Origin of the sequence: Notoacmeibacter ruber, assembly GCF_003668555.1 — a bacterium.
GTDB lineage: Bacteria > Pseudomonadota > Alphaproteobacteria > Rhizobiales > Rhizobiaceae > Notoacmeibacter > Notoacmeibacter ruber.
The window spans coordinates 667139-687448 of the sequence record NZ_RCWN01000001.1 but is presented as its reverse complement, the minus strand read 5'-3'; the positions used below and the strand labels follow the sequence as shown (position 1 = coordinate 687448).

The 20310-nt window shown below is 59.2% G+C and carries 21 protein-coding genes, 2 tRNA genes and 1 pseudogene; 11 read left to right on the top strand and 13 right to left on the bottom strand.

Going from position 1 to position 20310, the window contains the following annotated elements; translation table 11 throughout:
* Positions 1-95: 95 nt before the first annotated feature.
* The gene (locus tag D8780_RS03220; RefSeq protein WP_121644334.1) at positions 96-1115 is read right to left on the bottom strand and encodes a 1-aminocyclopropane-1-carboxylate deaminase; all 1020 of its coding nucleotides are present in this window, start codon (positions 1113-1115) and stop codon (positions 96-98) included.
* Between the two features lie 138 nt (positions 1116-1253).
* Between D8780_RS03220 and D8780_RS03215 the strand changes: the two genes are divergently transcribed.
* Positions 1254-1730 (top strand): Lrp/AsnC family transcriptional regulator, encoded by a 477-nt coding sequence (locus D8780_RS03215; protein WP_121644333.1) that lies wholly within the window; start codon positions 1254-1256, stop codon positions 1728-1730.
* 6 nt (positions 1731-1736) lie between these two features.
* Here the strand turns inward: D8780_RS03215 and D8780_RS03210 are convergent, their stop codons facing one another.
* The 3 genes and pseudogenes from D8780_RS03210 to D8780_RS03200 form a co-directional block, all read right to left on the bottom strand.
* A complete protein-coding gene (locus tag D8780_RS03210; protein WP_121644332.1) occupies positions 1737-2957 on the bottom strand; it encodes an NAD(P)/FAD-dependent oxidoreductase in 1221 nt (406 codons plus the stop codon).
* Between the two features lie 4 nt (positions 2958-2961).
* Complete coding sequence (locus D8780_RS03205) at positions 2962-3294, bottom strand: RidA family protein (protein ID WP_121644331.1); 333 nt, start codon at positions 3292-3294, stop codon at positions 2962-2964.
* Between the two features lie 79 nt (positions 3295-3373).
* Positions 3374-3577 (bottom strand): annotated as a pseudogene (locus D8780_RS03200) (IS3 family transposase); the annotation flags it as partial.
* A gap of 532 nt (positions 3578-4109) precedes the next feature.
* On the opposite strand from D8780_RS03200, the gene D8780_RS03195 reads away from it, so the two are divergent.
* The 5 genes from D8780_RS03195 (at position 4110) to D8780_RS03175 (ending at position 7478) form a co-directional block, all read left to right on the top strand.
* Entirely contained in the window at positions 4110-4676 is a 567-nt protein-coding gene (locus D8780_RS03195; RefSeq protein WP_158598428.1) for a hemagglutinin repeat-containing protein, read from the top strand.
* Between the two features lie 97 nt (positions 4677-4773).
* Positions 4774-6183, top strand: coding sequence for a DUF637 domain-containing protein (locus tag D8780_RS03190; protein ID WP_158598427.1), 1410 nt, complete (start codon positions 4774-4776; stop codon positions 6181-6183).
* Between the two features lies 1 nt (position 6184).
* Positions 6185-6472: a hypothetical protein gene (locus D8780_RS03185; RefSeq protein WP_121644328.1), complete on the top strand. Its 288-nt coding sequence runs from the start codon at positions 6185-6187 to the stop codon at positions 6470-6472.
* Positions 6473-6829: 357 nt separating this feature from the next.
* Complete coding sequence (locus tag D8780_RS03180; RefSeq protein ID WP_147440272.1) at positions 6830-7183, top strand: hypothetical protein; 354 nt, start codon at positions 6830-6832, stop codon at positions 7181-7183.
* Positions 7170-7478, top strand: a complete 309-nt coding sequence (locus D8780_RS03175; RefSeq protein WP_121644326.1) for a DUF6984 family protein — start codon at positions 7170-7172, stop codon at positions 7476-7478. The genes D8780_RS03180 and D8780_RS03175 overlap by 14 nt, the downstream gene beginning before the upstream one ends.
* Before the next feature lie 99 nt (positions 7479-7577).
* Here D8780_RS03175 and D8780_RS03170 read toward each other — a convergent pair whose 3' ends face one another.
* A complete protein-coding gene (locus D8780_RS03170) occupies positions 7578-8129 on the bottom strand; it encodes a hypothetical protein (protein WP_147440271.1) in 552 nt (183 codons plus the stop codon).
* A gap of 168 nt (positions 8130-8297) precedes the next feature.
* Here D8780_RS03170 and D8780_RS03165 point away from each other — a divergent pair, with 168 nt between their 5' ends.
* Entirely contained in the window at positions 8298-8651 is a 354-nt protein-coding gene (locus tag D8780_RS03165; protein ID WP_121644324.1) for a hypothetical protein, read from the top strand.
* A 280-nt stretch (positions 8652-8931) separates the two neighbouring features.
* On the top strand, positions 8932-9315 hold the full coding sequence (locus D8780_RS03160; RefSeq protein WP_121644323.1) for a DUF411 domain-containing protein: 384 nt from the start codon (positions 8932-8934) through the stop codon (positions 9313-9315).
* 111 nt (positions 9316-9426) lie between these two features.
* Here the strand turns inward: D8780_RS03160 and cysQ are convergent, their stop codons facing one another.
* The 5 genes from cysQ to kdsA all read right to left on the bottom strand — a co-directional run bounded on the left by cysQ (position 9427) and on the right by kdsA (position 15595).
* Complete coding sequence (gene cysQ, locus D8780_RS03155) at positions 9427-10248, bottom strand: 3'(2'),5'-bisphosphate nucleotidase CysQ (RefSeq protein WP_121644322.1); 822 nt, start codon at positions 10246-10248, stop codon at positions 9427-9429.
* The gene (gene cysN / locus D8780_RS03150; protein WP_121644321.1) at positions 10248-12176 is read right to left on the bottom strand and encodes a sulfate adenylyltransferase subunit CysN; all 1929 of its coding nucleotides are present in this window, start codon (positions 12174-12176) and stop codon (positions 10248-10250) included. The genes cysQ and cysN overlap by 1 nt, the downstream gene beginning before the upstream one ends.
* Positions 12176-13081 carry a sulfate adenylyltransferase subunit CysD gene (gene cysD / locus D8780_RS03145; protein WP_121644320.1) on the bottom strand — a complete coding sequence of 302 codons (906 nt, stop codon included), beginning with the start codon at positions 13079-13081 and terminating at the stop codon, positions 12176-12178. Before cysD ends, cysN begins: the two co-directional genes overlap by 1 nt.
* 137 nt (positions 13082-13218) lie before the next feature.
* Positions 13219-14733: a phosphomannomutase/phosphoglucomutase gene (locus D8780_RS03140; RefSeq protein ID WP_121644319.1), complete on the bottom strand. Its 1515-nt coding sequence runs from the start codon at positions 14731-14733 to the stop codon at positions 13219-13221.
* A gap of 31 nt (positions 14734-14764) precedes the next feature.
* Positions 14765-15595 carry a 3-deoxy-8-phosphooctulonate synthase gene (gene kdsA / locus D8780_RS03135; protein ID WP_121644318.1) on the bottom strand — a complete coding sequence of 277 codons (831 nt, stop codon included), beginning with the start codon at positions 15593-15595 and terminating at the stop codon, positions 14765-14767.
* A 219-nt stretch (positions 15596-15814) separates the two neighbouring features.
* Here kdsA and egtB point away from each other — a divergent pair, with 219 nt between their 5' ends.
* Together egtB and egtD are read left to right on the top strand one after the other, a co-directional pair.
* Positions 15815-17068 (top strand): ergothioneine biosynthesis protein EgtB, encoded by a 1254-nt coding sequence (gene egtB, locus D8780_RS03130; RefSeq protein WP_121644317.1) that lies wholly within the window; start codon positions 15815-15817, stop codon positions 17066-17068.
* Positions 17061-18002, top strand: a complete 942-nt coding sequence (gene egtD, locus D8780_RS03125) for an L-histidine N(alpha)-methyltransferase (RefSeq protein ID WP_121644316.1) — start codon at positions 17061-17063, stop codon at positions 18000-18002. Before egtB ends, egtD begins: the two co-directional genes overlap by 8 nt.
* Positions 18003-18036: 34 nt before the next feature.
* Here the strand turns inward: egtD and D8780_RS03120 are convergent.
* A tRNA-Asp gene (locus D8780_RS03120) sits at positions 18037-18113 on the bottom strand.
* 222 nt (positions 18114-18335) lie between these two features.
* Here D8780_RS03120 and D8780_RS03115 point away from each other — a divergent pair.
* A tRNA-Val gene (locus D8780_RS03115) sits at positions 18336-18411 on the top strand.
* A gap of 9 nt (positions 18412-18420) precedes the next feature.
* Here D8780_RS03115 and D8780_RS03110 read toward each other — a convergent pair.
* Both D8780_RS03110 and D8780_RS03105 read right to left on the bottom strand, forming a co-directional pair.
* A complete protein-coding gene (locus tag D8780_RS03110; RefSeq protein ID WP_121644315.1) occupies positions 18421-19740 on the bottom strand; it encodes a TRAP transporter large permease in 1320 nt (439 codons plus the stop codon).
* Positions 19740-20306 carry a TRAP transporter small permease subunit gene (locus D8780_RS03105; protein WP_121644314.1) on the bottom strand — a complete coding sequence of 189 codons (567 nt, stop codon included), beginning with the start codon at positions 20304-20306 and terminating at the stop codon, positions 19740-19742. The genes D8780_RS03110 and D8780_RS03105 overlap by 1 nt, the downstream gene beginning before the upstream one ends.
* Positions 20307-20310 lie beyond the last annotated feature (4 nt).

Here is a 20310-nt window from a genome sequence, read left to right as displayed (position 1 = left end):
ATGGTTTTCAGGTGTGCGGTAGTCAAGCGATATTCTCCCCTGGCATGGCTGCTGTCCGGAATGGCTACGAGTTGGAGTGGAGCAGTGAGGGGGGGTCAGCCGTCCTTGTAATAATAGCTGTAGCCGTTGAGGGCGGGCGCTCCGCCCAGATGGGCGTAGAGCACTTTCGAGCCTTCGGGGAAGAAGCCCTTCCTGGTGAGATCGATCATGCCCTGCATGGATTTTCCCTCATAGACCGGGTCGGTCATCATCGCCTCGGTGCGGGCGGCGAGCCGGATCGCCTCATTGGTTTCTTCCGAGGGCACGCCATAGGCGGGATAGGCGTAATCCTCGTTGATCACGATCTCGTCCTCGCGCACCGTGCGGCCGAGATTGACCAGTTCGGCGGTGTTGTCGACGATGGAACGTACTTGGGCTCGGGTCTGCTCCGGCGTCGCCGAGGCGTCGATGCCGATCACCCTGTCGGCCCGGTCCTGGGCCGCGAAGCCCACGATCATGCCGCCCTGGGTGGAGCCGGTGACGACGCAGACCACGATATAGTCGAAGGTGAAGCCGAGTTCGGCCTCCTGCTGCGCGACTTCCTCGGCGAAGCCGATATAGCCCAGCGCACCGTATTTATGCACCGAAGCGCCGGCGGGGATCGGATAGGGTTTCCCGCCCCGTTCCTCGACGGACTTGATCGCATCTTCCCAGCTCTTGCGAATGCCGATGTCGAACCCGTCGTCGACGAGCCGTGAATCGGCGCCCATCAGCCGGGTCATCAGAATGTTGCCCACCCGGTCGTAGACCGCATCGTAATGGGGAACCCATTTTTCCTGGATGACGACGCAGCCCATGCCGATCTTGGCGGCGGTCGCGGCCACCATGCGGGTGTGGTTCGATTGCACACCGCCGATCGACACCAGCGTATCCGCGCCCGAAGCAATGGCATCTGGCACGATATATTCCAGTTTTCTCAGCTTGTTGCCGCCCATGGCGAGGCCGGAGTTGCAATCCTCGCGCTTGGCGTAGACCTCGACCTTGCCACCCAGGGCTTCCGTCAGGCGGGGCAGATGTTCGATCGGCGTCGGTCCGAACGTCAGCGGGTAGCGGTCGAATTTTTCAAGCAGGGACATGATCTTCCTTCCATGTTGGATTGAGGCCATGTTACGACGCAGGATATGAAATGTGCTTTCTAATTTTGTGATTTTTATTTGCATTGATATATATCATCAATTATTATATGAAATAAAAAGAATATGAAAAGTGGTATAATGGAAGAATCTTTCACATCTGAATTGGACAGGATCGACCTGAAAATTCTTCGGCTGCTGCAACAGGACGGGCGGCTGACCAATGCCGAAGTCGCCCAGAGCGTGAGCGTCAGTCCGGCGACCTGCCATCGTCGTATGCGGCGCCTAGTCGAAGAGGGTCATCTGCTGGATGTACGCGGCCGCATCAATCCGGCCGCCATCGGGCTCGGCGCGCTGGTGATGGTCGGAGTCGTCCTCGACAGGTCGACGCCCGAGAGCTTTGCCGCGTTCGAGGACGCGGTGACGGCCATGCCCGAAGTGCTGGATTGCAATCTCGTGGCGGGCGATTTCGATTACCTCATGAAAATCCGGGTTCGCGACATCGCCGACTTCAACGCCTTGCATGGCCGGAGGCTGATCGCCTTGCCGGGCGTCCGGCAAATTCGCAGCTTTTTCGTCATGAAAGAGGTCAAGGACAACGCCCCCCTTCCGTTCTGAGGCGTGTCAGGGCGCCAACGCCGCCGTCAGCGCGTCGCGGCGGCCGTCGAGGATGTCAGCGAGGATCTCGCCCGTGGTTGGGCCGAGTGTAAATCCCTGATGGCCATGACCGAAATTGAACCACAGCCTTGCGTGGCGAGGCGCCTGTCCAACCATCGGCAGCATGCGCGGCATGCAGGGGCGCGTACCTTGCCACAGGCTGTCGGGCACCGCATCGCCAATATCGAGTATGATGCGCGCCGCGTCTGTCCCGTGCTCGAGCTGGCGAAAATCATGCTTGGCGCCCGCACGGGCCAGATGCGCCCCAGTGGTGATCCGCAAGCCGCGCGTCATCGACGACAGGACGACCCCGTGATCGGCCAGCAGATAAGGTCTGCCGAGTTGATCCTCCATGGCAAAGTGCCCGTGATAGCCCCGCTTCATCACCATCGGGATGCGGTAACCGAGCTGTCTGAGCATGGCGGGCGACCACGGTCCCAGTGCCACCACCAGATGCTCCGCTTTCAGAGGGCCTTTTTCGGTTGAAAGCCGCCATCCCTGCTCCGACTCCGAAATCGTCCGAACCTCGCTCCGGAGGAGTTCGCCGCCGCGCCTTATGAACAAGGCAGCATAGCTTTGCACCAAGGCTGCGGGGTCGGGACTGCTCCAGCTGTCGTCCCACAGGACCGCGCCAGCCGACGTTGGCCTCAGCGCCGGTTCCTCTGCGGCAAGCGCGGCACCATCGACCACGCGCAGCGTCAGCCCGTATTCGGAGGCGAGGCGCTCGGCCGTGCGTGCGCGCGTTTCGAAATCGGCGGGCCGGTCGATGATTTCGCCCAGTCCCGTCCTTCGGATCAGTTGCTCCGCGCCGGCCTCCGCACTCAGCTTGCCGTGATCCCGGGTCGCTCGCGCGATCAGTGCTGAATAGGTGCGGGTCGCCGCCTGATGGCGGGATGGCGCGGAATGACGGTAATAGGCCATAAGCGCTCTTGCAGCACCCGGCAGGGCAAGGGGATCGAGCCGCAGATCGTTGGAACGGCCCAACGCGTAACGAACCAGCGTGCCCAGATCGCGCGGCATGGCGTAAGGCGCGCGCGCCTCCGCCTGAATCACGCCCGCATTGCCGTGGCTGGTCTCCTCGCCCGGGCCACGCCTGTCGACGACGCGAACCGTGTGCCCGCGCGCCTGCAGGCTCAGCGCCGTTGCGATGCCGGCCATGCCGGCGCCGATAACGAGGATGTCGGCCATCCACTCAGCCCTCGGCGATCACGGTGATCTCGACCTTGGCGTCGATCATCAGCGCCGCTGCCAGCGTGGTGCGCACCGGATAGGGTTGCGGAAACGCCGCTGCGTAGACTGTGTTGAAGGCCGCGAAGTCCGCCGGATCGGTCAGGTAGCAGGTTGCCGAAACCACATGCGACAGGTCCAGTCCTTCCTTGGCGAGCGTTGCCTTGATGTTGGCGATGCAGTTCTCGGTCTGCGCTTCGATGCCCTCGGGGATTTTTCCATTGGGGTCGAAACCGAGCTCGCCCGACAGATAGAGTGTGGAGCCGACACGGCGGGATTTGGAAAGAGGAATGCTCATAAATGGGTCCTTTCAGTCGAAGGTGAGGAACTCGGGCGCTTGTGCCATGCGGGCAACGATTTGCCGCCTTCTGTCACTTGTCCTCGTTGGCTCGCCTGCTCAGCGGGTTGTTCAACCAAGCATAAAACCCACTCGGATGAACCTGCAGAAAGCGGCAAATCGTCCGCACCGAAAACTACAAGCGATGCAGGGCAAAGAACGCGTACTTCACTTTGCATCCCTGCCAAATACGCGGCCGCTTCTTTAGGATGTCGCGCTCCTCGGTGACGCGAGCCAGTTCCTTCACCCCGGCTTCCGATACGGCCCTGTGCAACTGGCGACCTCTTCACCGCGCTGCTGATCGTTAAGCTTTTGATGGGCAGGACTCTGCTTGAGGCGAGCAGTATGGCATCACAAAACGTCCTGACAGTTCTGAGACGGACCCAAGAATCAGGCGCCACTGAGTTGCAGATCAGTCGTGGTAAGCTTTTGTTTGGTCCGTTCCGACTTTGCAACGGCCTAGACGGACTGTGAGCTTTTGGAGAAGAAAATCGGGCCAAATGGCCGAAATGGGGTGCGGGGCGGACCCTGGTGCTGAAGCATCGCCAGGAGGGCCATACCTCTGCCTAAACGGCTGCGAACTCATCTCGGATCAAAATTTGAGGGCGAGCAGTGCGGCAGGGCGAGCCCAGTGGAATAGAAGCGCACTCGAGCAAATTGCTGCCCACCAACCCATAGGCAAGGGATCAAGCATTCAGCGTTACGTCGCAAGCCATGCCGGGATCAGACGAAATTCGAGGCGCGAGCCTATCGATCGACAAGATCTGCTCAATGTGATGAATGCCTGGAGAAATGTCGCTCCGAAGAACGTGCTCGACGACGCTGGCAGCGACCAACGCCGTGATGCGCGCCTCCTTGCGGCCCTCCATCGTGAATCGCCGCGTCAGCCTTCGACCGGCCTGAATGCCATTCATCTCAAGCTCGACATCGACAGTGGCGGTCTCTTTGGCGTGGAGACCAATATCGAACGTCAGAATGCGGAAACAAAGACCGTACGCTCGACAATCGAGGCCGGCGGCGATGTGGACATTGCATCGCGGCAAGGCGACATCACCCTCGGAGCGCCGGATATTTCCGCCGATGGTGAAATCGCGCTGCGAACACCCAATGGCGGCGTCACGATCGAAACCCGCACAGACCGGACATTCCAACAGGACAAGAAAGCCGAAGAAGATCTCTTCTGGTGGAACAGCAGCGATGAAGGCTTCTCTCGAGAGGTCATCGAACACACGCATATAAAGGCGGGCGGCGGCATCCGGATCGAGGCGGGTGACGGCATCGTCGTCGAATATGAAGCGCAGGCCAATCTCGACGCCGCCGTCGCGGAACTTTCGGACCCATGACGGCCTGGAATGGATGGGCGATCTGCGATCCAGCCCGAATGTCGACTGGCAGGCTGTTCGGCCAAGAGTCGACGATTGGGACTACGAAGATCAGGGATTGACCCAGGCCGGCGCGGCGCTGGTTGCACTGGTCGTCTCGACCGTGACGTCAGGGGTCGGTGGCAGCTTTGCATCCGGCCTCGGCTTCGCTCAGGGAAGCATTGCGTCCGCTGCGATGGAAGCCGGCTTTACGTCGCTTGCCACGCAGACCTCGATTTCACTGATCAACAATCAGGGCGATATTGGCGCAACGCTGAAGGAACTGGGCTCCGAAGACTCCATCCGGACGCTTGTCGGAGCCATGCTCACCGCCGGTTTAACGCAGGGCGTCCTGAACCGGGCCAACATTCCGGCGACATCGATCGAACTCGGTGCCAGTCAGAACTTCGCCAACGCAGCCCAGCGCAACCTTCTTCGCGCGGCGATCAAGATCGGCGTGCAGAGCGCAGTCGAAGGCCGCACGCTCGATGACAGCCTGGTATCGGCCCTGCGTCTGGCGGCAGCCGATACGCTCGGCGCTTCGCTCGCTACCGAGATCGGCCGCTCCTACCATACCGGCCAGATCGACAAGGCGACGCAGCTGATCGCCCATGCGGCTCTGGGGTGCGCGACAGGGACAATCTCGTCCGGCGCCTGCGCCAGCGGCGCCGGCGGCGCGGTGGCTGGGGAACTCACGGCCGAGCTATTCGAAATGCGTCTTCATGCCGCTTTGGCCAAGGGTGATCTTACCCGAACAGCGGCGATCGAGATGGTCAAGGAGTGGCGGGCAGACGGCGTTGAGGTCGCCCGCGTGGCCGGCGGTCTGGCTGCTGCTCTGGCTGGCGGCGATGTCGATACTGGGGCTGCTGCCGGGGGTACTGCGGCGGAAAACAATGCGTTCTGGATTCCTGCCGTCATCATCATCGCCGCGATCCTCGAGACGGCCGACAAGGTGCTTGTGGCCAAGGATGCCGTTGACATCTCCGTGGCAGTCTATGCCTGCAACGGTGGCGATATGGCTGCCTGCGGCCAGGCAGAAGACATGGCAAAACAGGCCGCGCTCGATGCAGGCTTAGAATTTACAATCGGTGGTATCATTCCCGGCTCGAAGGCCGCGGCCGATCTCTTGCGTTGGACCCGCAAGAATGCCGACGCTGACACCGTTCGTCGGATTGACCGAATTGCAGATAAGGAACCTACTGGTTTTTCTGGTAGCAGAGGAAACCCGTTGGAGCAGCCAACATACCAACCTGTTCGAAATTCACCGACTTCGATAGGTAATAGAACGTATTCCGGTCATGCACTGGATCAAATGCAAAACCGAGGTATTCCACCAAGCGTCGTTGAAGACACGGTATCACCGGGCAATTTATTGGGGGCGGGAAATCGACCTAATACTAGTGTCTACTACAGCTCCAAAAATGGAGTTCGCGTCGTAACAAATTCTAACGGCGATATAGTCACCGTCATTACCGCTCCGAGGCAATAGTATGGACAAGGACTTTCATGTTGGAAGGCTCATTGAGCTACTGAATCAAGATTGGGGGCGAACGAGTATCGTCGCGCATAATCGAATATCAGACATCAGAATTTTGCTCAGCACTCTCAATGGCGAATTTACAAGGCTTGATAACGCCGCTGCTGAGGCGGAGACCATTGTTGGAACAGCTATCGGCATGGGGGACGAACGACTTACAGATGAAGACGTGAAGTCGCTTTCCCTAATTCTCCAAGATATGAAAGAACGGATATTACAAATCACTGATTTAGAAGTTTGACATTTACAGCTGTGAGATTTGAATGTTTGCCTAGCCGGACAAACTCGCCCAGGACCAAGCATTTCTTTCGATCAGAACACTGGCCTTCGCCAAGAGATTAGCCGAACCATATCAGGTCGCGAGGCGGCCGAGCTTCAGGCTGTCCTGAATGGTTTTGGTATAGGGGCAGCTGGAGGGGCCATTGCGGCCGGCGGCTACATCATAGCCACCAGCGCCATACCGGCAGCGATAACTTGCCTGCAAAATCCCCTCTGTTTCAATGAGATGGGCATCGCCCTCGCTGAGGCTTGGGCAGGTGATGCCTTGGGAGGCGCAAGCCTTTCACCGGCGATCTCGGTGGCGTCCGGCATGTTGGTCATGCGTAAAGGCGACGAAGTTGTCGCTGTCATCGAGCAGGCCACTGGAAAGGCGGTTTCGCTTTCCGATGATATCCTGGCGAACATCGGTGCGAGGGCTACAATCCCCGACGGGGTCTCTTTTGGCCGCAACACCAATCAGGACTATCACGTTTGGCGCCATGTTGAAGACGAACTCGGTATGAGCCGACAGCGTGTGCAGGATGCGGTGGTGACCGACCTTCCGCCAGTAGCTGATCTTTCCGACGGTCTCAATGTTCGGTTTGTGAACATTGACGGTGTCCGCCTTCAGTACAACACATTCAAGCTGCCAGATGGCACCGTGAATATTGGACGGATCCATGAGGCAAATTGACCCAAAGGAGAAGCGGCTCATTGCTTTCTTGGCGCTGGCCGGTGGCGTGCAACTTTCTCTGCCCGCTAGGCAGCGTGTTTGGGTAGTGAATCAGGAGATGGGTTCGATCCGCGCAGACTATTGCCCTGCGGGGTGTCGCGTACTCTCCGTTGCTTCTCACGAATTTGAAGATGACGATGAAGTTCCAATTATTGCCTCCTTGCTACTCACAGAAGATGGGCGCTTCGGAGAACTCGACTTTTGGAAAATTAATGATGAACCCATCATTAGTTGGCCTGTCGCTCCTTCCCTATGATCCAACGGCTTCGTACTTTTTTGAGTGGCTGTCTCATACCTCTGACTGCGACGACTCTGGCACGTGCACCCGCGAGCGCAAACCCGCCTGTGGAGAATATTAGACTTTAAGCCGGTCGCCTTGGAGTATCCATATACTATCCAATTGGCTTAATTGCGTTGCAATCGGTATAGGCGAAAATGGTTTCGTCGGCGTGATCACCCTGACTGATGAATTGAACGGCTCAAATCGTCGCGTTTGATGTTGTGCTTTGCGAAATAGTGTCCGTTTCCTTCTGGGTGCAGCCATTTCTGCGGCCAGCACGGCAAAGTCGCATTTTGAGCATCCGGCATGGTGCTCAATGCCGGGATCGAAATCACCATCGGAAGCCTCATTCCCGGCTCGAAAGCTGCCGCCGATCTCTTGCGTTGGACCCGCAAGAATGCTGATGCTGACACCGTTCGACGGATCGACCGAATACCGGTATCTACTCCAGCTCGACAAATGGAGTAGGCGTCGTAACAACTCCAACGGCGACGTAGTCACCGTCATTACCGCTCCAAGGCACAGGGAAAGGATTTGGCAGACCGGCTGCAGGATTTCTATCATTGGGCGAAAGATAATCCGCTTTCCGCCTAGCTTGAGCTTCTCCCACGCCATCTGCTGGCGCAAGCACCAGCACCAACCCTTCCGTTAGCGCAGTAGCAGGCCATTGATTTTGCGCCGAATTCTCTGAGCGCGTCCAGCGGTACGTATTTTACTCTGGAAACCGGTTCGCCCAAATAAAAAGCTCAGCCATAATTGCTGGCAAAGCCATGCGGTCGGCGATATTATCGAATCATGCGCAATCGGCTCGCCATCGTCCTCTTGTGTCTGCTCGGTTTCATGCTCTACTGGCCGGCGGGGGCGATGCATTTTGCCGCGTCGATAATTCATGTGTCTTCCGCTGAACATACCGATATCAACGCGGCCGATAGCGGCGAAACGCACTTGAAAATGATGAAGAAGTGCTGTGCAGACGACCCCAAGGGGGATCCGGTCTTTCATACCTCCTGTGCGATGCATTGCGTCCCTTCCATCCTTCCGCAGGCACCGTTCATCGCGACGAAGGCCTCGGCCTCGATTTTGCCGGCCGTCGCCTTTGACATGCAGGGCATCGGCAATCTCCTCTTCCGCCCTCCGATTTCCGTCTGAACAGTTCGCCGGTCCGCATGCCGGCACGACATCGGCGTGACGCTTCACTGCGTCATAACGATCATCTGACTTCACCTGACGAAATTTCGTTCGGTACGGCCACCCACCTTGGTCAAACTGTCTCAGTCCGGTTCTCCCGCGCTCCATTTTCGAAGCACCTCGCGGAGACGGCCGTTTCAACATTCGCAAAGGTTTACCCTGATGAAAACGCTCCTCAAAACTATCGCCGTTACTTCTCTCTTCGCCCTTGGCGGGGCGCAGGGCCGCAGCCGCGACCGCCATGTCGGTCTACAAGACGCCGTGGTGCGGCTGCTGCGAAGCATGGGTCGAAGCCATGAAAGACGCAGGCTACGCAGTCACCGTCCAAGATCTGGAGGATCTGACACAGATTAAAAAGCAGGCCGAAGTTTCGCCTGACCTCGAAGGCTGCCACACCGCCGTTCTCGACGGAGAGCGACAATACGTCCTCGAAGGACATGTTCCGCTCGATGCGATCGACAAGCTGTTGCGCGAGGAACCTGATATGCGTGGAATTGCTGCACCGGGCATGCCGGCCGGCTCGCTTGGAATGGGTGACGATTCCGACGCCGAGTATAACGTCTACGCCTTCACCGGCTCATCTGCGGATACGCCGCAGCTATTCTACCAGGCGGGCCGGGACTGACTTCCGAAGACATAAATGGCTTCGTTAGCCGCTTATTGCAGGCATGGGCGGCCGTTGCCGCGGCCGCCCTCTCCCTGCACTCCAAACCCGTGGCGACCTAATGAAAACAGTTCAGTCCCGGCGCAGGTCCTTCAAGAGGTCTGCCGTACTGGCACAGACAAACCAGCCATTGGCAAAATCGCAATCATCGGTCTGATCGGTCTTGCCATAGATGAAGGGCTTATCGTCCGGCGTGACGATCACGCCGCCGGCTGCGCGCAGAACAGCATCGCCCGCTGCGGTGTCCCATTCCATGGTCCGGCCAAAGCGCGGATAAAGATCGGCCTCGCCCTCGGCGAGAAGACAGAACTTCAACGATGAGCCGACTGAGACCGTCTGCGCTTCGGGAAAGCGCGCGATGAAGCGGTTCGTCTCGTCCGTCCGGTGGGAGGCGCTGGCGACCACGCGGAGCGGTTTCGAAGGCGGCTGGCAGGTGATGGCGCGGCGCTCCTGCGGCACGCCGCTCTCCATATCCACGGTCACGAGGACTGCGCCTTCAGGCGCACCCATCCAAAGTAGCCCCCTCGCCGGCGCCAGAACCACGCCGATGGTCGGCACGCCATTCTCGATCAGAGCGATATTGACGGTAAAGTCGTCATTGCCCTTGATGAATTCGCTGGTGCCGTCCAGCGGATCGACGAGAATGAAGCGGCCGCCGGATATGTCGGGCTGGCGACCCGCCGCCATTTCTTCTTCGGCTATGACGGGGACGCCGGGCATCTCCGATTGCAAGCCCTCCAGCACAATGGCCTCGGCAGCGTGATCCGCTTCGGTGACGGGCGAGTCATCGCCCTTCCTTTCGACATCATGCCCTTTTTCCCGGATGGCCAGGATCGCCTGCCCTGCCTCAATGGCCAGACGTTCGAAGAGGCGAAGGATGCCTTCGCTCTGCATCAAATATATCCTCGCTCGGCCATCCAGCTTTCGATCTCGTCAGCCATGTCTTCCGGTGTACGTCCGGAGGTCTTCAGATGGATTTCAGCGCGCTCGGGCAGTTCGAACGGACTGTCGACACCGGTGAAGTTCTTGATTTCACCGGCATAGGCTTTCTTGTAAAGGCCCTTCGGGTCGCGCGCAGCGCACTCTTCGATCGGCGTATCCACCCAGACCGTGATCATTTCGCCCTGATCGAGCGTATCGCGCACCATGCGCCGCTCGGCACGGAATGGCGAGATGAACGAGCAGAGGACGATCAGGCCAGCGTCCGACATGAGTTTCGCCACTTCACCAACACGGCGGATATTCTCCACGCGGTCTTCGGCGGTGAAACCAAGATCGCGATTGAGCCCGTGACGGACATTGTCGCCGTCCAGGGTGTAGGTGTGCTTGCCCTTTGCGTGCAGGCGCTTTTCCAGCACATTGGCGACGGTCGACTTGCCGGAGCCGGATAACCCGGTGAACCACAGTACAGCCGGCTTCTGGCCCTTGGCCTCGGCACGCGACGCCTTGTTCACGTCAAGCGCCTGCCAGTGGATGTTGTCGGCCCGCCGCAGCGCGAAGTTGATCATGCCGGCTCCGACCGTGGCATTGGTCACCCGGTCGATCAGGACGAAGGAACCCGTCCGGCGATTGTGCGAATAGGGATCGAACGCAATGGTGTTCTGCGCCGCGATGTTGATGACGCCGACTTCGTTGAGATCGAGGTGACGGGCCGCTTCTTCGGCGAAGGTGTTGACGTCCACCTTGTGTTTCAATGCGGTGACATTGGCTGAAATCTGGTCGGTTTCAGTGCGCAGCAGGTAGGAGCGGCCCGGGAAAAGCGGCTGCTCGTCGAACCAAACGATATTGGCCTCGAACTGATCGGCGACATGCGGCCGAGCTTCCGGCGAAACGAGCATATTGCCGCGCGACACCTCGATTTCGTCGTCCAGAACAAGGGTCACAGCCTGGCCGGCCTGTGCCTCGTCCAGATCACCATCCATGGTGACGATGCGGGACACACGGGAGGATTTGCCGCTCTTGGCAACGACGACTTCATCACCCGGTTTGACGGAGCCGGACGCCACCGTGCCGGCGAAACCGCGAAAATCCAGATGGGGGCGGTTCACATATTGCACCGGAAACCGCAGCGGCAGGTCCGCCTCGCGGTCATCCACCTCCACCGTCTCCAGATGGTCGAGCAGGGTCGGGCCATCATACCAGGCCATCTTGTCGCTGCGCGTGGTGACATTGTCGCCATAGCGGGCGCTCATCGGAATCGGTGTGATCGTTTCGAAGCCGAATTCCGACGTGAAGGCGCGGTAGTCGGCCACGATCTTATCGAAGGTCTCCTGACTGTAATCCGCCAGATCGATCTTGTTGACCGCCACTACGATATGCCGAATGCCCAGCAGAGACGCGATGAAGGAATGGCGACGCGTCTGAGGAAGCACGCCCTTGCGCGCGTCGATCAGCACGATGGCAAGGTCCGCGGTTGACGCACCGGTCGCCATGTTGCGCGTATATTGCTCATGGCCAGGCGTATCGGCGACGATGAACTTCCGCTTCGACGTGGCGAAGAAGCGGTAGGCCACATCGATGGTGATGCCCTGTTCGCGCTCGCTCTCCAGTCCGTCGACCAAAAGGGCGAAATCGATATCCTCGCCCGTCGTGCCGAACTTTCTGGACTCGCTTTCGAGCGAGGCCAGCTGATCCTCGAAGATCAGCTTGGTGTCGTAGAGAAGCCGGCCGATCAGTGTGGACTTGCCATCATCGACAGACCCGCAGGTCAGGAACCGCAGAAAACTCTTGGCCTCCTGTTCGGCGAGGAATGCGGCGACCGCGTCTGCCGCTGCTGCATTGCGGTCGTTTTCACTCACATCATTTTTGGCGAGTACGCTCATCAGAAGTACCCCTCGCGCTTTTTCTTTTCCATGGAGCCGGCTTCGTCCTTGTCGATCATGCGGCCCTGCCGCTCTGATGTCCGGGCAATCAGCATTTCGGCGACAATCGCCTCCAGCGTGTCGGCCTCGCTGTCGATTGCACCGGTCAACGGATAACAGCCAAGCGTGCGGAAGCGGACCATCCGGTCTTTCACCTCCTCGCCGGGCAGAAGATCCATCCGCTCGTCGTCGCGCATGACGAGCATGCCGTCGCGTTCGACGACCGGACGCTTCTGCGCGAAATAGAGCGGGACGATCGGTATCTGCTCCTGAAGGATGTACTGCCAGATATCGAGCTCGGTCCAGTTGGAGAGCGGGAAGACGCGGATCGACTCTCCCTTGGCGACGCGTGTGTTGTAGATGTTCCACATTTCCGGACGCTGGTTTTTCGGGTCCCAGCCATGGTTTGCTGTGCGGAAGGAGAAGATGCGCTCCTTTGCCCGGCTCTTTTCCTCATCGCGGCGGGCGCCACCGAAAGCGGCATCGAAGCCATGCTTATCAAGCGCCTGACGCAAACCCACCGTCTTGTAGAGATGGGTATGCACCGATGAGCCATGAGTGAACGGCCCGACATTGTCGGCCCGCGCCTCTTCATTGACATGAACCAGAAGATCGAAGCCCTTTTCGCGTGCCATCCGGTCGCGGAATTCGATCATCTCCCGAAATTTCCACGTCGTATCGACATGGAGAAATGGAAAGGGCGGCGGCGCCGGATAGAACGCCTTCAGCGCCAGATGGAGCATCACGGACGAATCCTTGCCCACCGAATACAGCATAACAGGGTTCGAAAAGCTGGCCGCCACTTCACGGAAGATATGGATCGATTCCGCTTCCAGCTTCTGCAGGTGGGTCAAAGGCGCATTCATGGAATTTCCTGTTCGCTAGGCGCAGACGTTCAATTGCAAGCGGCTTACCTATGACCGCCGGAGAGCCGGGCAAAGGAATAGTCGATTAAATTTGGCGCGCAGATTAGGAGGCTATGCCCAAACGGCCCGGCGATGCTTCAAAGCAGCTGATTGTAGTCGCCCACGCCCTCGTTCCGGCGCAAAATGCCGTCGAGCGCTTCGAACATCTTATGCCTTCGTCCCTCCGAGACGGGGCTCTCCACCACCACGACGATTTCCGGCTTGTTGGATGAGGCGCGAACAAGACCCCAAGTGCCATCGTCATTCGTGACCCGAATGCCGTTGATCGTGTTGGCCTCCGCGATGGGGTGGCCAGATAAGAGCTCTCCCTGCTCCTGCATGGCGAGGATGGTTTCGACTGTCCGCGCGACCACCTCATATTTCCGTTCGTCGGCACAATCCGCACTCATCGTCGGTGACCCATAGGTCTGCGGAAGCGCGTCATAGAGGTCACCCAGGCGCGCGACGGGATGACGGTCCAGCATACGCAGGATGGCAACGGCGGTCAGCAGGCCGTCATCATAGCCGCGGCCATAAGGAGCGCCGAAGAAGAAGTGACCGGATTTCTCGAAGCCCGCAGTTGCTCCGAGGTCGCGGACCCGTCGCTTGATATAGGAGTGCCCCGTCTTGAAGTAATCCGTTTTGGCGCCAAGCTCCCGAAGGACCGGATCGTTCTGGTAGAGACCGGTCGATTTGACATCGACCACGAACTGCCCCCCACCCTGCTCCCGCGCCATGTCACGCGCCAGCATCACACCGATCTTGTCTGAAAAGATCTCCCGACCCCGTTCGTCCACAAGGCCGCAGCGGTCGCCATCGCCGTCGAAACCGAGCGCAAGGTCTGCATCATGCCGGCCCACTGCCTCCGCCATGGCATGAAGCATGCCCATATCTTCCGGATTGGGATTGTAGCGCGGGAAATCATGATTCAGCTCGCAATCCAGCGGCACAACCTCGCATCCGATGCGCTCCAGCGCCGGCGGCGCAAACGCACCGGCCGTGCCGTTGCCACAGGCGCAGACGATTTTGAGCCGACGCTCAATCGTCACATTTTTCGTGAGGTCATCGAGATATTGCGCGCGAAAATTCGGGACCGACTCGTAGCTGCCGCCCGAGGCAAGCCGATATTCTCCGCTCATGACAATATCGCGCAGGGAGGCCATGTCGTCAGGGCCGAACGTGACCGGACGGTCGCATCCCATCTTGACCCCGGTCCACCCGTTTTCGTTGTGGCTGGCGGTGACCATGGCGACCGACGGCGCGTCGAGCGCAAACTGGGCGAAGTAGGCCATGGGCGAAAGGGCCAGGCCGATATCCAGCACCTCCGCGCCGCCGGCCATCAGCCCTTGCGCCAAGGCCAGCTTGATCGAAAGCGAATAGGATCGGAAGTCGTGGCCGACCACGATACGACGACCCACGCCTTTTTCGGCCATAAGGGTCGCAAGGCCCATGCCAAGAGCCTGCACTCCGAGAAGGTTTAGCTCGGGCGGCTTGTGGCTTCCAGGATAACCGAACCACCAGCGGGCATCATACTCTCGAAACCCGGTTGGCTTTACGAGCGGGCGCGTCTGGAAATCAAAGCTGTTCGGCCGGAGGTCGGTTGCCGGTTTCATACCGCGTTTCCTTCAGCGCCGCCTGAGCGGCCTATCGCTTCCCGATAGCGTCGAACGCCATCAGACGTTCGAGCATCTCCTCCATACGATCGAGAGGCACCATGTTCGGCCCGTCAGAGGGCGCATTGTCGGGGTCCTGATGGGTTTCGACGAACAGTCCAGCCACACCGACCGCAACTGCCGCACGCGACAGGGTTTCGACAAAGCGCCTGTCGCCTCCCGATGAACCACCCTGCCCGCCCGGCTGCTGCACCGAGTGAGTGGCATCGAAAATAACCGGGGCGCCGGTTTCGGCCATGATCGGCAAGGCACGCATATCGGAAACGAGCGTGTTGTATCCGAAGGAGGCACCGCGCTCGGTCAGAAGAACGTTGGGATTGCCGCTTTCGACAAGCTTTGCCAACACGTTCGTCATATCCCAAGGTGCGAGGAATTGGCCCTTCTTCACATTGACGACCTTCCCTGTCTTCGCGGCAGCGACCAGAAGATCGGTCTGACGGCACAGGAAAGCGGGGATCTGGAGAATGTCGGCCACCGGGGCAACGATCGCGCATTGCTCCTCGGTATGAATGTCGGTCAGGACCGGTAGTCCGAACTCCTTCTTGAGATCGGCAAAGACCGGCAGCGCCTCGTCAAGCCCAATGCCGCGCTTGCCGGACAGAGAGGTGCGGTTCGCCTTGTCGAAAGACGATTTATAGATCAGTCCAATTCCGAGTCTTTCGCAGATGTTCTTCAAAGCGCCGGCCATGTCGAAGGCGTGATCCCGGCTTTCCATCTGGCATGGACCGGCAATCAGCGCGAAAGGCGCGTCATTGGCGAAAGATACCGGCCCGACCCGGACTGTCCGATTGGCCTCGGCCATTGCATCGTCTCCTCTTCAATTTCCGCGCCCTTCTAGCTGCAAAAACACGGCTTTGCCATCACCGCCTTTCGGCAACCCCGATGTCATGAGGGCGTCATGTTGAAGCCTTCTGCTAGAAGCGGCCGAAGGAATTTCGAACATGCTTCGCCTTTACGGAGCCGTCTCAAGCATTAGCTCCTTTGAATAAGACAGATGTCGGTCAGGAGGAGGACGAGCACGATGCCCACCTTATTTGCAAGCGTACTCGATGAAGCACCCTTACTGGAATTGTTCCGGCAGACGCGGCAACGCAGCCTTTCCATGATCGAGGGGCTCGAACCGGAGGACATGGCTGTTCAATCCATGGAGGATGCCAGCCCCACCAAATGGCACCTTGCCCATACAAGCTGGTTCTTCGAGGAGTTTGCGCTGCGGCCTCGCGATCCGTCCTACGCTTCGCCCGATGACCGCTTCGCCTTTCTGTTCAACTCCTATTACGTGCAGGCAGGCCCGCGCTATAGCCGGGCTCAGAGAGGCCTCGTCACCCGCCCGACGATCAGCGATGTTCTCGACTACCGCGCCAAAGTGGACGACGCCGTCGAGCGTCTGATTCAAAGCGGCGACGCACCGCCCGATATTATCGAACTGGGTTGTCACCACGAGATGCAGCATCAGGAATTGATGCTGACCGACCTTCTGCATGTGTTCAGCCACAATCCGCTTCGCCCGGCCTATCGCCAGCCGGAGCCGCTCGAGGTTCAGAAGGTGGCCGATCCGGCCTGGATCGCATTCGATGGCGGCATTCTGCCTGTCGGTCATGGCGAGGAAACCTTCGCCTATGATTGCGAAACGCCGCGCCACGACCAGTTGGTCCGGCCTTTCGAACTGGCCAATCGTTGCGTCACCAACCGCGAATGGATCGATTTCATCGAGGACGGTGGCTACACGCAGGCGCCACTCTGGCTGATGGACGGCTTTGCCACCATGCAACGTGAAAACTGGCAGGCGCCCGCCTATTGGTGGCAGGAAGACGGCCAATGGATGCAATTCAGCCTGCGCGGCGCCCAACCCGTCGACCCCGATGCGCCTGTCAGCCATGTCAGCTTTTACGAGGCCGACGCTTATGCGCGATGGTCGGATGCGCGGCTTCCCACCGAATTCGAATGGGAGGTTGCGGCCGGACCCATCGGCGACGGCAATTTCCATGAAAGCGGTCGGCTGCGTCCTGCGCCCGCACGCCCGGGTGATGACCCACGGCAAATGTGGGGAGATGTCTGGGAGTGGACGGCATCCGCTTTCCTCCCCTACCCCGGCTTCCAGACTGCTGAAGGGGCTGTCGGCGAATATAACGGCAAGTTCATGGTCAACCAGTTCGTCCTGCGTGGCGGCTCTTGCTTCACGCCGGCCGCGCAGATGCGCAGCACCTATCGAAACTTCTTCTACCCGCATCATCGTTGGCAGATGAGCGGACTGCGGCTGGCGCGCGATGCTTGATCGAACCGACCCGACCTTTCGCGAGTCCGTCCTGAAGGGGCTTGCGAAGGACCCGAAAGTCCTTGAACCGAAATGGTTCTACGATGCAGCCGGATCAGCGCTTTTCGACGAGATCTGCGAATTGCCGGAATATTATCCGACACGAACAGAGAAGAGCATCCTCGAGGAGCGCGCTGCGGAGATCGCCTCCGAGCTCGGCAATGATGTCATCCTCTATGAGCCGGGCGCGGGTTCACTACAAAAAGCGCGGATCTTGTTGGAAGCGCTGGAGGGGCTTGCGCGCTTCATCCCCTCCGACATTTCGGCAGCCCATCTGGAGGCAGCGGCAAGCGATCTTCGCAAAGCCTTTCCAGACATCGCCATCGATCCTGTGGCCTGCGATTTCACCAAACATCTTGAAATGCCTGCCATTGCCGACGATCGGCCGGTCACGATTTTCTTTCCCGGTTCCACAATCGGCAATTTCGAACCGGGTCAGGCCGAAAATCTGCTTCGGCGCTTTCGAAAGGAGACCGGCGCACGGCAACTTCTGATCGGCGTCGACCTTGTAAAGGACCGGGAAACGCTGGTCGCCGCCTATGACGACGCGGCCGGCGTGACAGCCGCTTTCAACCTGAACCTTTTAAAGCGGATCAATCGGGAACTCGAAGCTGATTTCGCGCTGCATCAGTTCCAGCATCACGCCCTCTTCAATGAGAGCAGGAGCCGTATCGAGATGCATCTGGAAAGTTTGTGCGAGCAGTCCGTCTCCATTTCCGGTGAGCGCTTCGACTTCCGCGACGGCGAGCGCATTCACACTGAGAATTCCTACAAATACACGCCCGAGCGTTTTGCCTCCCTCGCTGGGAAGGCGGGATGGGTGAAGCCGCACCTATGGACCGATCAGAATCGGCTGTTCGGCGTCTTCCTATTCCAGTCAGAAGAGGCTGACTGAACCAGATTGAAAAATGGAAATATCTGAAAAAGGGTGGCGCGAGTGACGGGGCTCGAACCCGCGACCTCCGGCGTGACAGGCCGGCACTCTAACCATCTGAGCTACACCCGCGCATCAGAACAGGCAGTGCGATCTGCGCCGCCGCGTTCCGTGGAGCGCTGATTACGGATTCGGCACCGACCTGTCAACACGATTGAGAGGCCTTGGAACGTTTTTCGTCCGGTTCCCCGATCTTTTTGAAAAGCGGTCCGGGCAAGCCTGGCGCGAACCGTTTTCCGTCTTGCTTCCAGCAAGCGAACATCGTAGGCGTGGCGCACCGGTTTGCGGACCTGTGGGCGGTTAGCTCAGTTGGTAGAGCGCCTCGTTTACACCGAGGATGTCGGGAGTTCGAGCCTCTCACCGCCCACCATTCCCGCGATCAGCGACCGGTGATCCCCGGAAACATGATCAGCACGCCCAAGGCGATGATCTGCAGCCCGATGAACGGAAGCAGAGCCTTGAAGATATCGCCCAGTCCGATCTCCGGCGGCGCGACCGATTTCAGATAGAAAGCGGCCGGGCCGAAAGGCGGCGACAGGAACGACACCTGCATGTTCATGCAGAAGAGGACGCCAAACCAGATCGGGTCGAAGCCAAGGTCGGTCACGATCGGCACGAAGATCGGCATGGTCAAAAGCGCGATGCCCACCCAGTCGAGGAACATTCCGAGGACGAAGAGAATCGCCATCATGAACAGCAGCACGATGGTGGGATTGTCTGAGATGCCCGTAATCAGATCGGACACGAAGCGAATGCCGCCCATCAGGTTGAAGACGCCAACGAGAGCCGACGCTCCGATGCCGATCCAGACGATCATGCCGACTGTCTGAAGCGTTTGCAGGGCTGCACCCTTGAGAATGGAGAGCGTAAACTCGCCGCGCACCATCGTCGACAGCATGACACCGGCAACACCGACCGCCGAGGCCTCCGTCACCGAGGCGATACCCGCATAGATGGACCCCAGAACGACGATCACGACCAGTATCGGAAGAATCAGCCCCTTCAGAAGCGTCAGCTTTTCCGACCAGGGCACATCGTCCTCGGCGGCCATGGCCGGTGCGGCATTGGGGTTGGTGTAGGCGCGAAAGAGAACGTAAGCGACGTAAAAGCCGGCAAGCATGAAGCCCGGAATGAACGCTGCCGTGAAGAGAGCGCCGATCGAGACATTGGCCGTCAGGCCATAAATGATGAGAACGATCGAAGGCGGCACCATGGTGCCGAGCGATCCGCCGGCGCAGACGACGCCGATCGCCAGATTGCGATCATAGCCGAGCCGCAGCATTTGCGGCAGGGCGATCAGACCAAGCAGAACGATCTCGCCGCCGATGATTCCTGACATGGCAGCCAAGACGACCGCAACGATGATCGTCTGGATGGCCACACCACCACGCAGGCGACCACCGATGAGCCGCATGGCGTCAAATAAATCGCGAGCGATCCCGGAGCGGTCGAGGATGGCTGCCATCAGCACGAACATCGGAACCGAGACGAAAACGAAAGACGAGACAAAACTGTAGACGCGACTGGTGATCAGCGGCACCGCCATCGGGCCGAACCAGCCGAGCGCGAAGATGAGCGCCACAAGCAGCGTCACGAAGGCGAGTGGTATGCCTGTCACCAGCAGAGCCAGCAACATGGCGAACATCAGAAGCGTGGCGCCATCGATGCCGAGGCCCTGCAAACTGCCGAAGATTTCCATCAGCGCCGTCCCCGCGCATAGTTGATGGCGAGAATGACAAATTGCACCGCCATGATGGCCATGACGGCCATGAGAAAGATTTTAAGGAGGCCGGGATAGACCGGATCCCAGGCGCTTCCGGACCGTTCGAGGCGGACGGAACCGTCGGGAGAGAATGCAGCGCGCTCCACCATCAGCCAAGCTGCCCAGGCGAACATGGCCGATGAGGCGGCGCAAATGAACGAAATCACGATATCGAGCATCCGCCGCAGACGCGGCCCGATCGCGTCGTAGATCAACACGACCCGGATGTGACGGTCGCGCGCGGTGCAGTAGAGGCCGCCATAGATGAAGGCGATTCCGCAGAGAAACACGGTCGTCTCGTGCGCCCAGATGGTCGGCGCGTTGAAAACGTAGCGTAGGATGACCTCCTGCATGAGGATGAGCATCGCCAGCACGATTCCAACGGCAAAGAGGAGGCCGCCCGCATCGATCCAACGGCCGATCCATCCTGCCTCAGCAATAGCATTGTCCTGCTGATGGCCGGGAATGTCGGCATCTGTCGTGGCTGGATTATCCTTGTTCATGATG

Coding starts and splice junctions, on each gene's coding strand:
- D8780_RS03220 (WP_121644334.1), bottom strand. CDS start 1,115: ATGTCCCTGCTTGAAAAATTCGACCGCTACCCGCTGACGTTCGGACCG.
- D8780_RS03215 (WP_121644333.1), top strand. CDS start 1,254: ATGGAAGAATCTTTCACATCTGAATTGGACAGGATCGACCTGAAAATT.
- D8780_RS03210 (WP_121644332.1), bottom strand. CDS start 2,957: ATGGCCGACATCCTCGTTATCGGCGCCGGCATGGCCGGCATCGCAACG.
- D8780_RS03205 (WP_121644331.1), bottom strand. CDS start 3,294: ATGAGCATTCCTCTTTCCAAATCCCGCCGTGTCGGCTCCACACTCTAT.
- D8780_RS03195 (WP_158598428.1), top strand. CDS start 4,110: ATGAATGCCTGGAGAAATGTCGCTCCGAAGAACGTGCTCGACGACGCT.
- D8780_RS03185 (WP_121644328.1), top strand. CDS start 6,185: ATGGACAAGGACTTTCATGTTGGAAGGCTCATTGAGCTACTGAATCAA.
- D8780_RS03180 (WP_147440272.1), top strand. CDS start 6,830: ATGCGTAAAGGCGACGAAGTTGTCGCTGTCATCGAGCAGGCCACTGGA.
- D8780_RS03175 (WP_121644326.1), top strand. CDS start 7,170: ATGAGGCAAATTGACCCAAAGGAGAAGCGGCTCATTGCTTTCTTGGCG.
- D8780_RS03165 (WP_121644324.1), top strand. CDS start 8,298: ATGCGCAATCGGCTCGCCATCGTCCTCTTGTGTCTGCTCGGTTTCATG.
- D8780_RS03160 (WP_121644323.1), top strand. CDS start 8,932: ATGTCGGTCTACAAGACGCCGTGGTGCGGCTGCTGCGAAGCATGGGTC.
- cysQ (WP_121644322.1), bottom strand. CDS start 10,248: ATGCAGAGCGAAGGCATCCTTCGCCTCTTCGAACGTCTGGCCATTGAG.
- cysN (WP_121644321.1), bottom strand. CDS start 12,176: ATGAGCGTACTCGCCAAAAATGATGTGAGTGAAAACGACCGCAATGCA.
- cysD (WP_121644320.1), bottom strand. CDS start 13,081: ATGAATGCGCCTTTGACCCACCTGCAGAAGCTGGAAGCGGAATCGATC.
- D8780_RS03140 (WP_121644319.1), bottom strand. CDS start 14,733: ATGAAACCGGCAACCGACCTCCGGCCGAACAGCTTTGATTTCCAGACG.
- kdsA (WP_121644318.1), bottom strand. CDS start 15,595: ATGGCCGAGGCCAATCGGACAGTCCGGGTCGGGCCGGTATCTTTCGCC.
- egtB (WP_121644317.1), top strand. CDS start 15,815: ATGCCCACCTTATTTGCAAGCGTACTCGATGAAGCACCCTTACTGGAA.
- egtD (WP_121644316.1), top strand. CDS start 17,061: ATGCTTGATCGAACCGACCCGACCTTTCGCGAGTCCGTCCTGAAGGGG.
- D8780_RS03110 (WP_121644315.1), bottom strand. CDS start 19,740: ATGGAAATCTTCGGCAGTTTGCAGGGCCTCGGCATCGATGGCGCCACG.
- D8780_RS03105 (WP_121644314.1), bottom strand. CDS start 20,306: ATGAACAAGGATAATCCAGCCACGACAGATGCCGACATTCCCGGCCAT.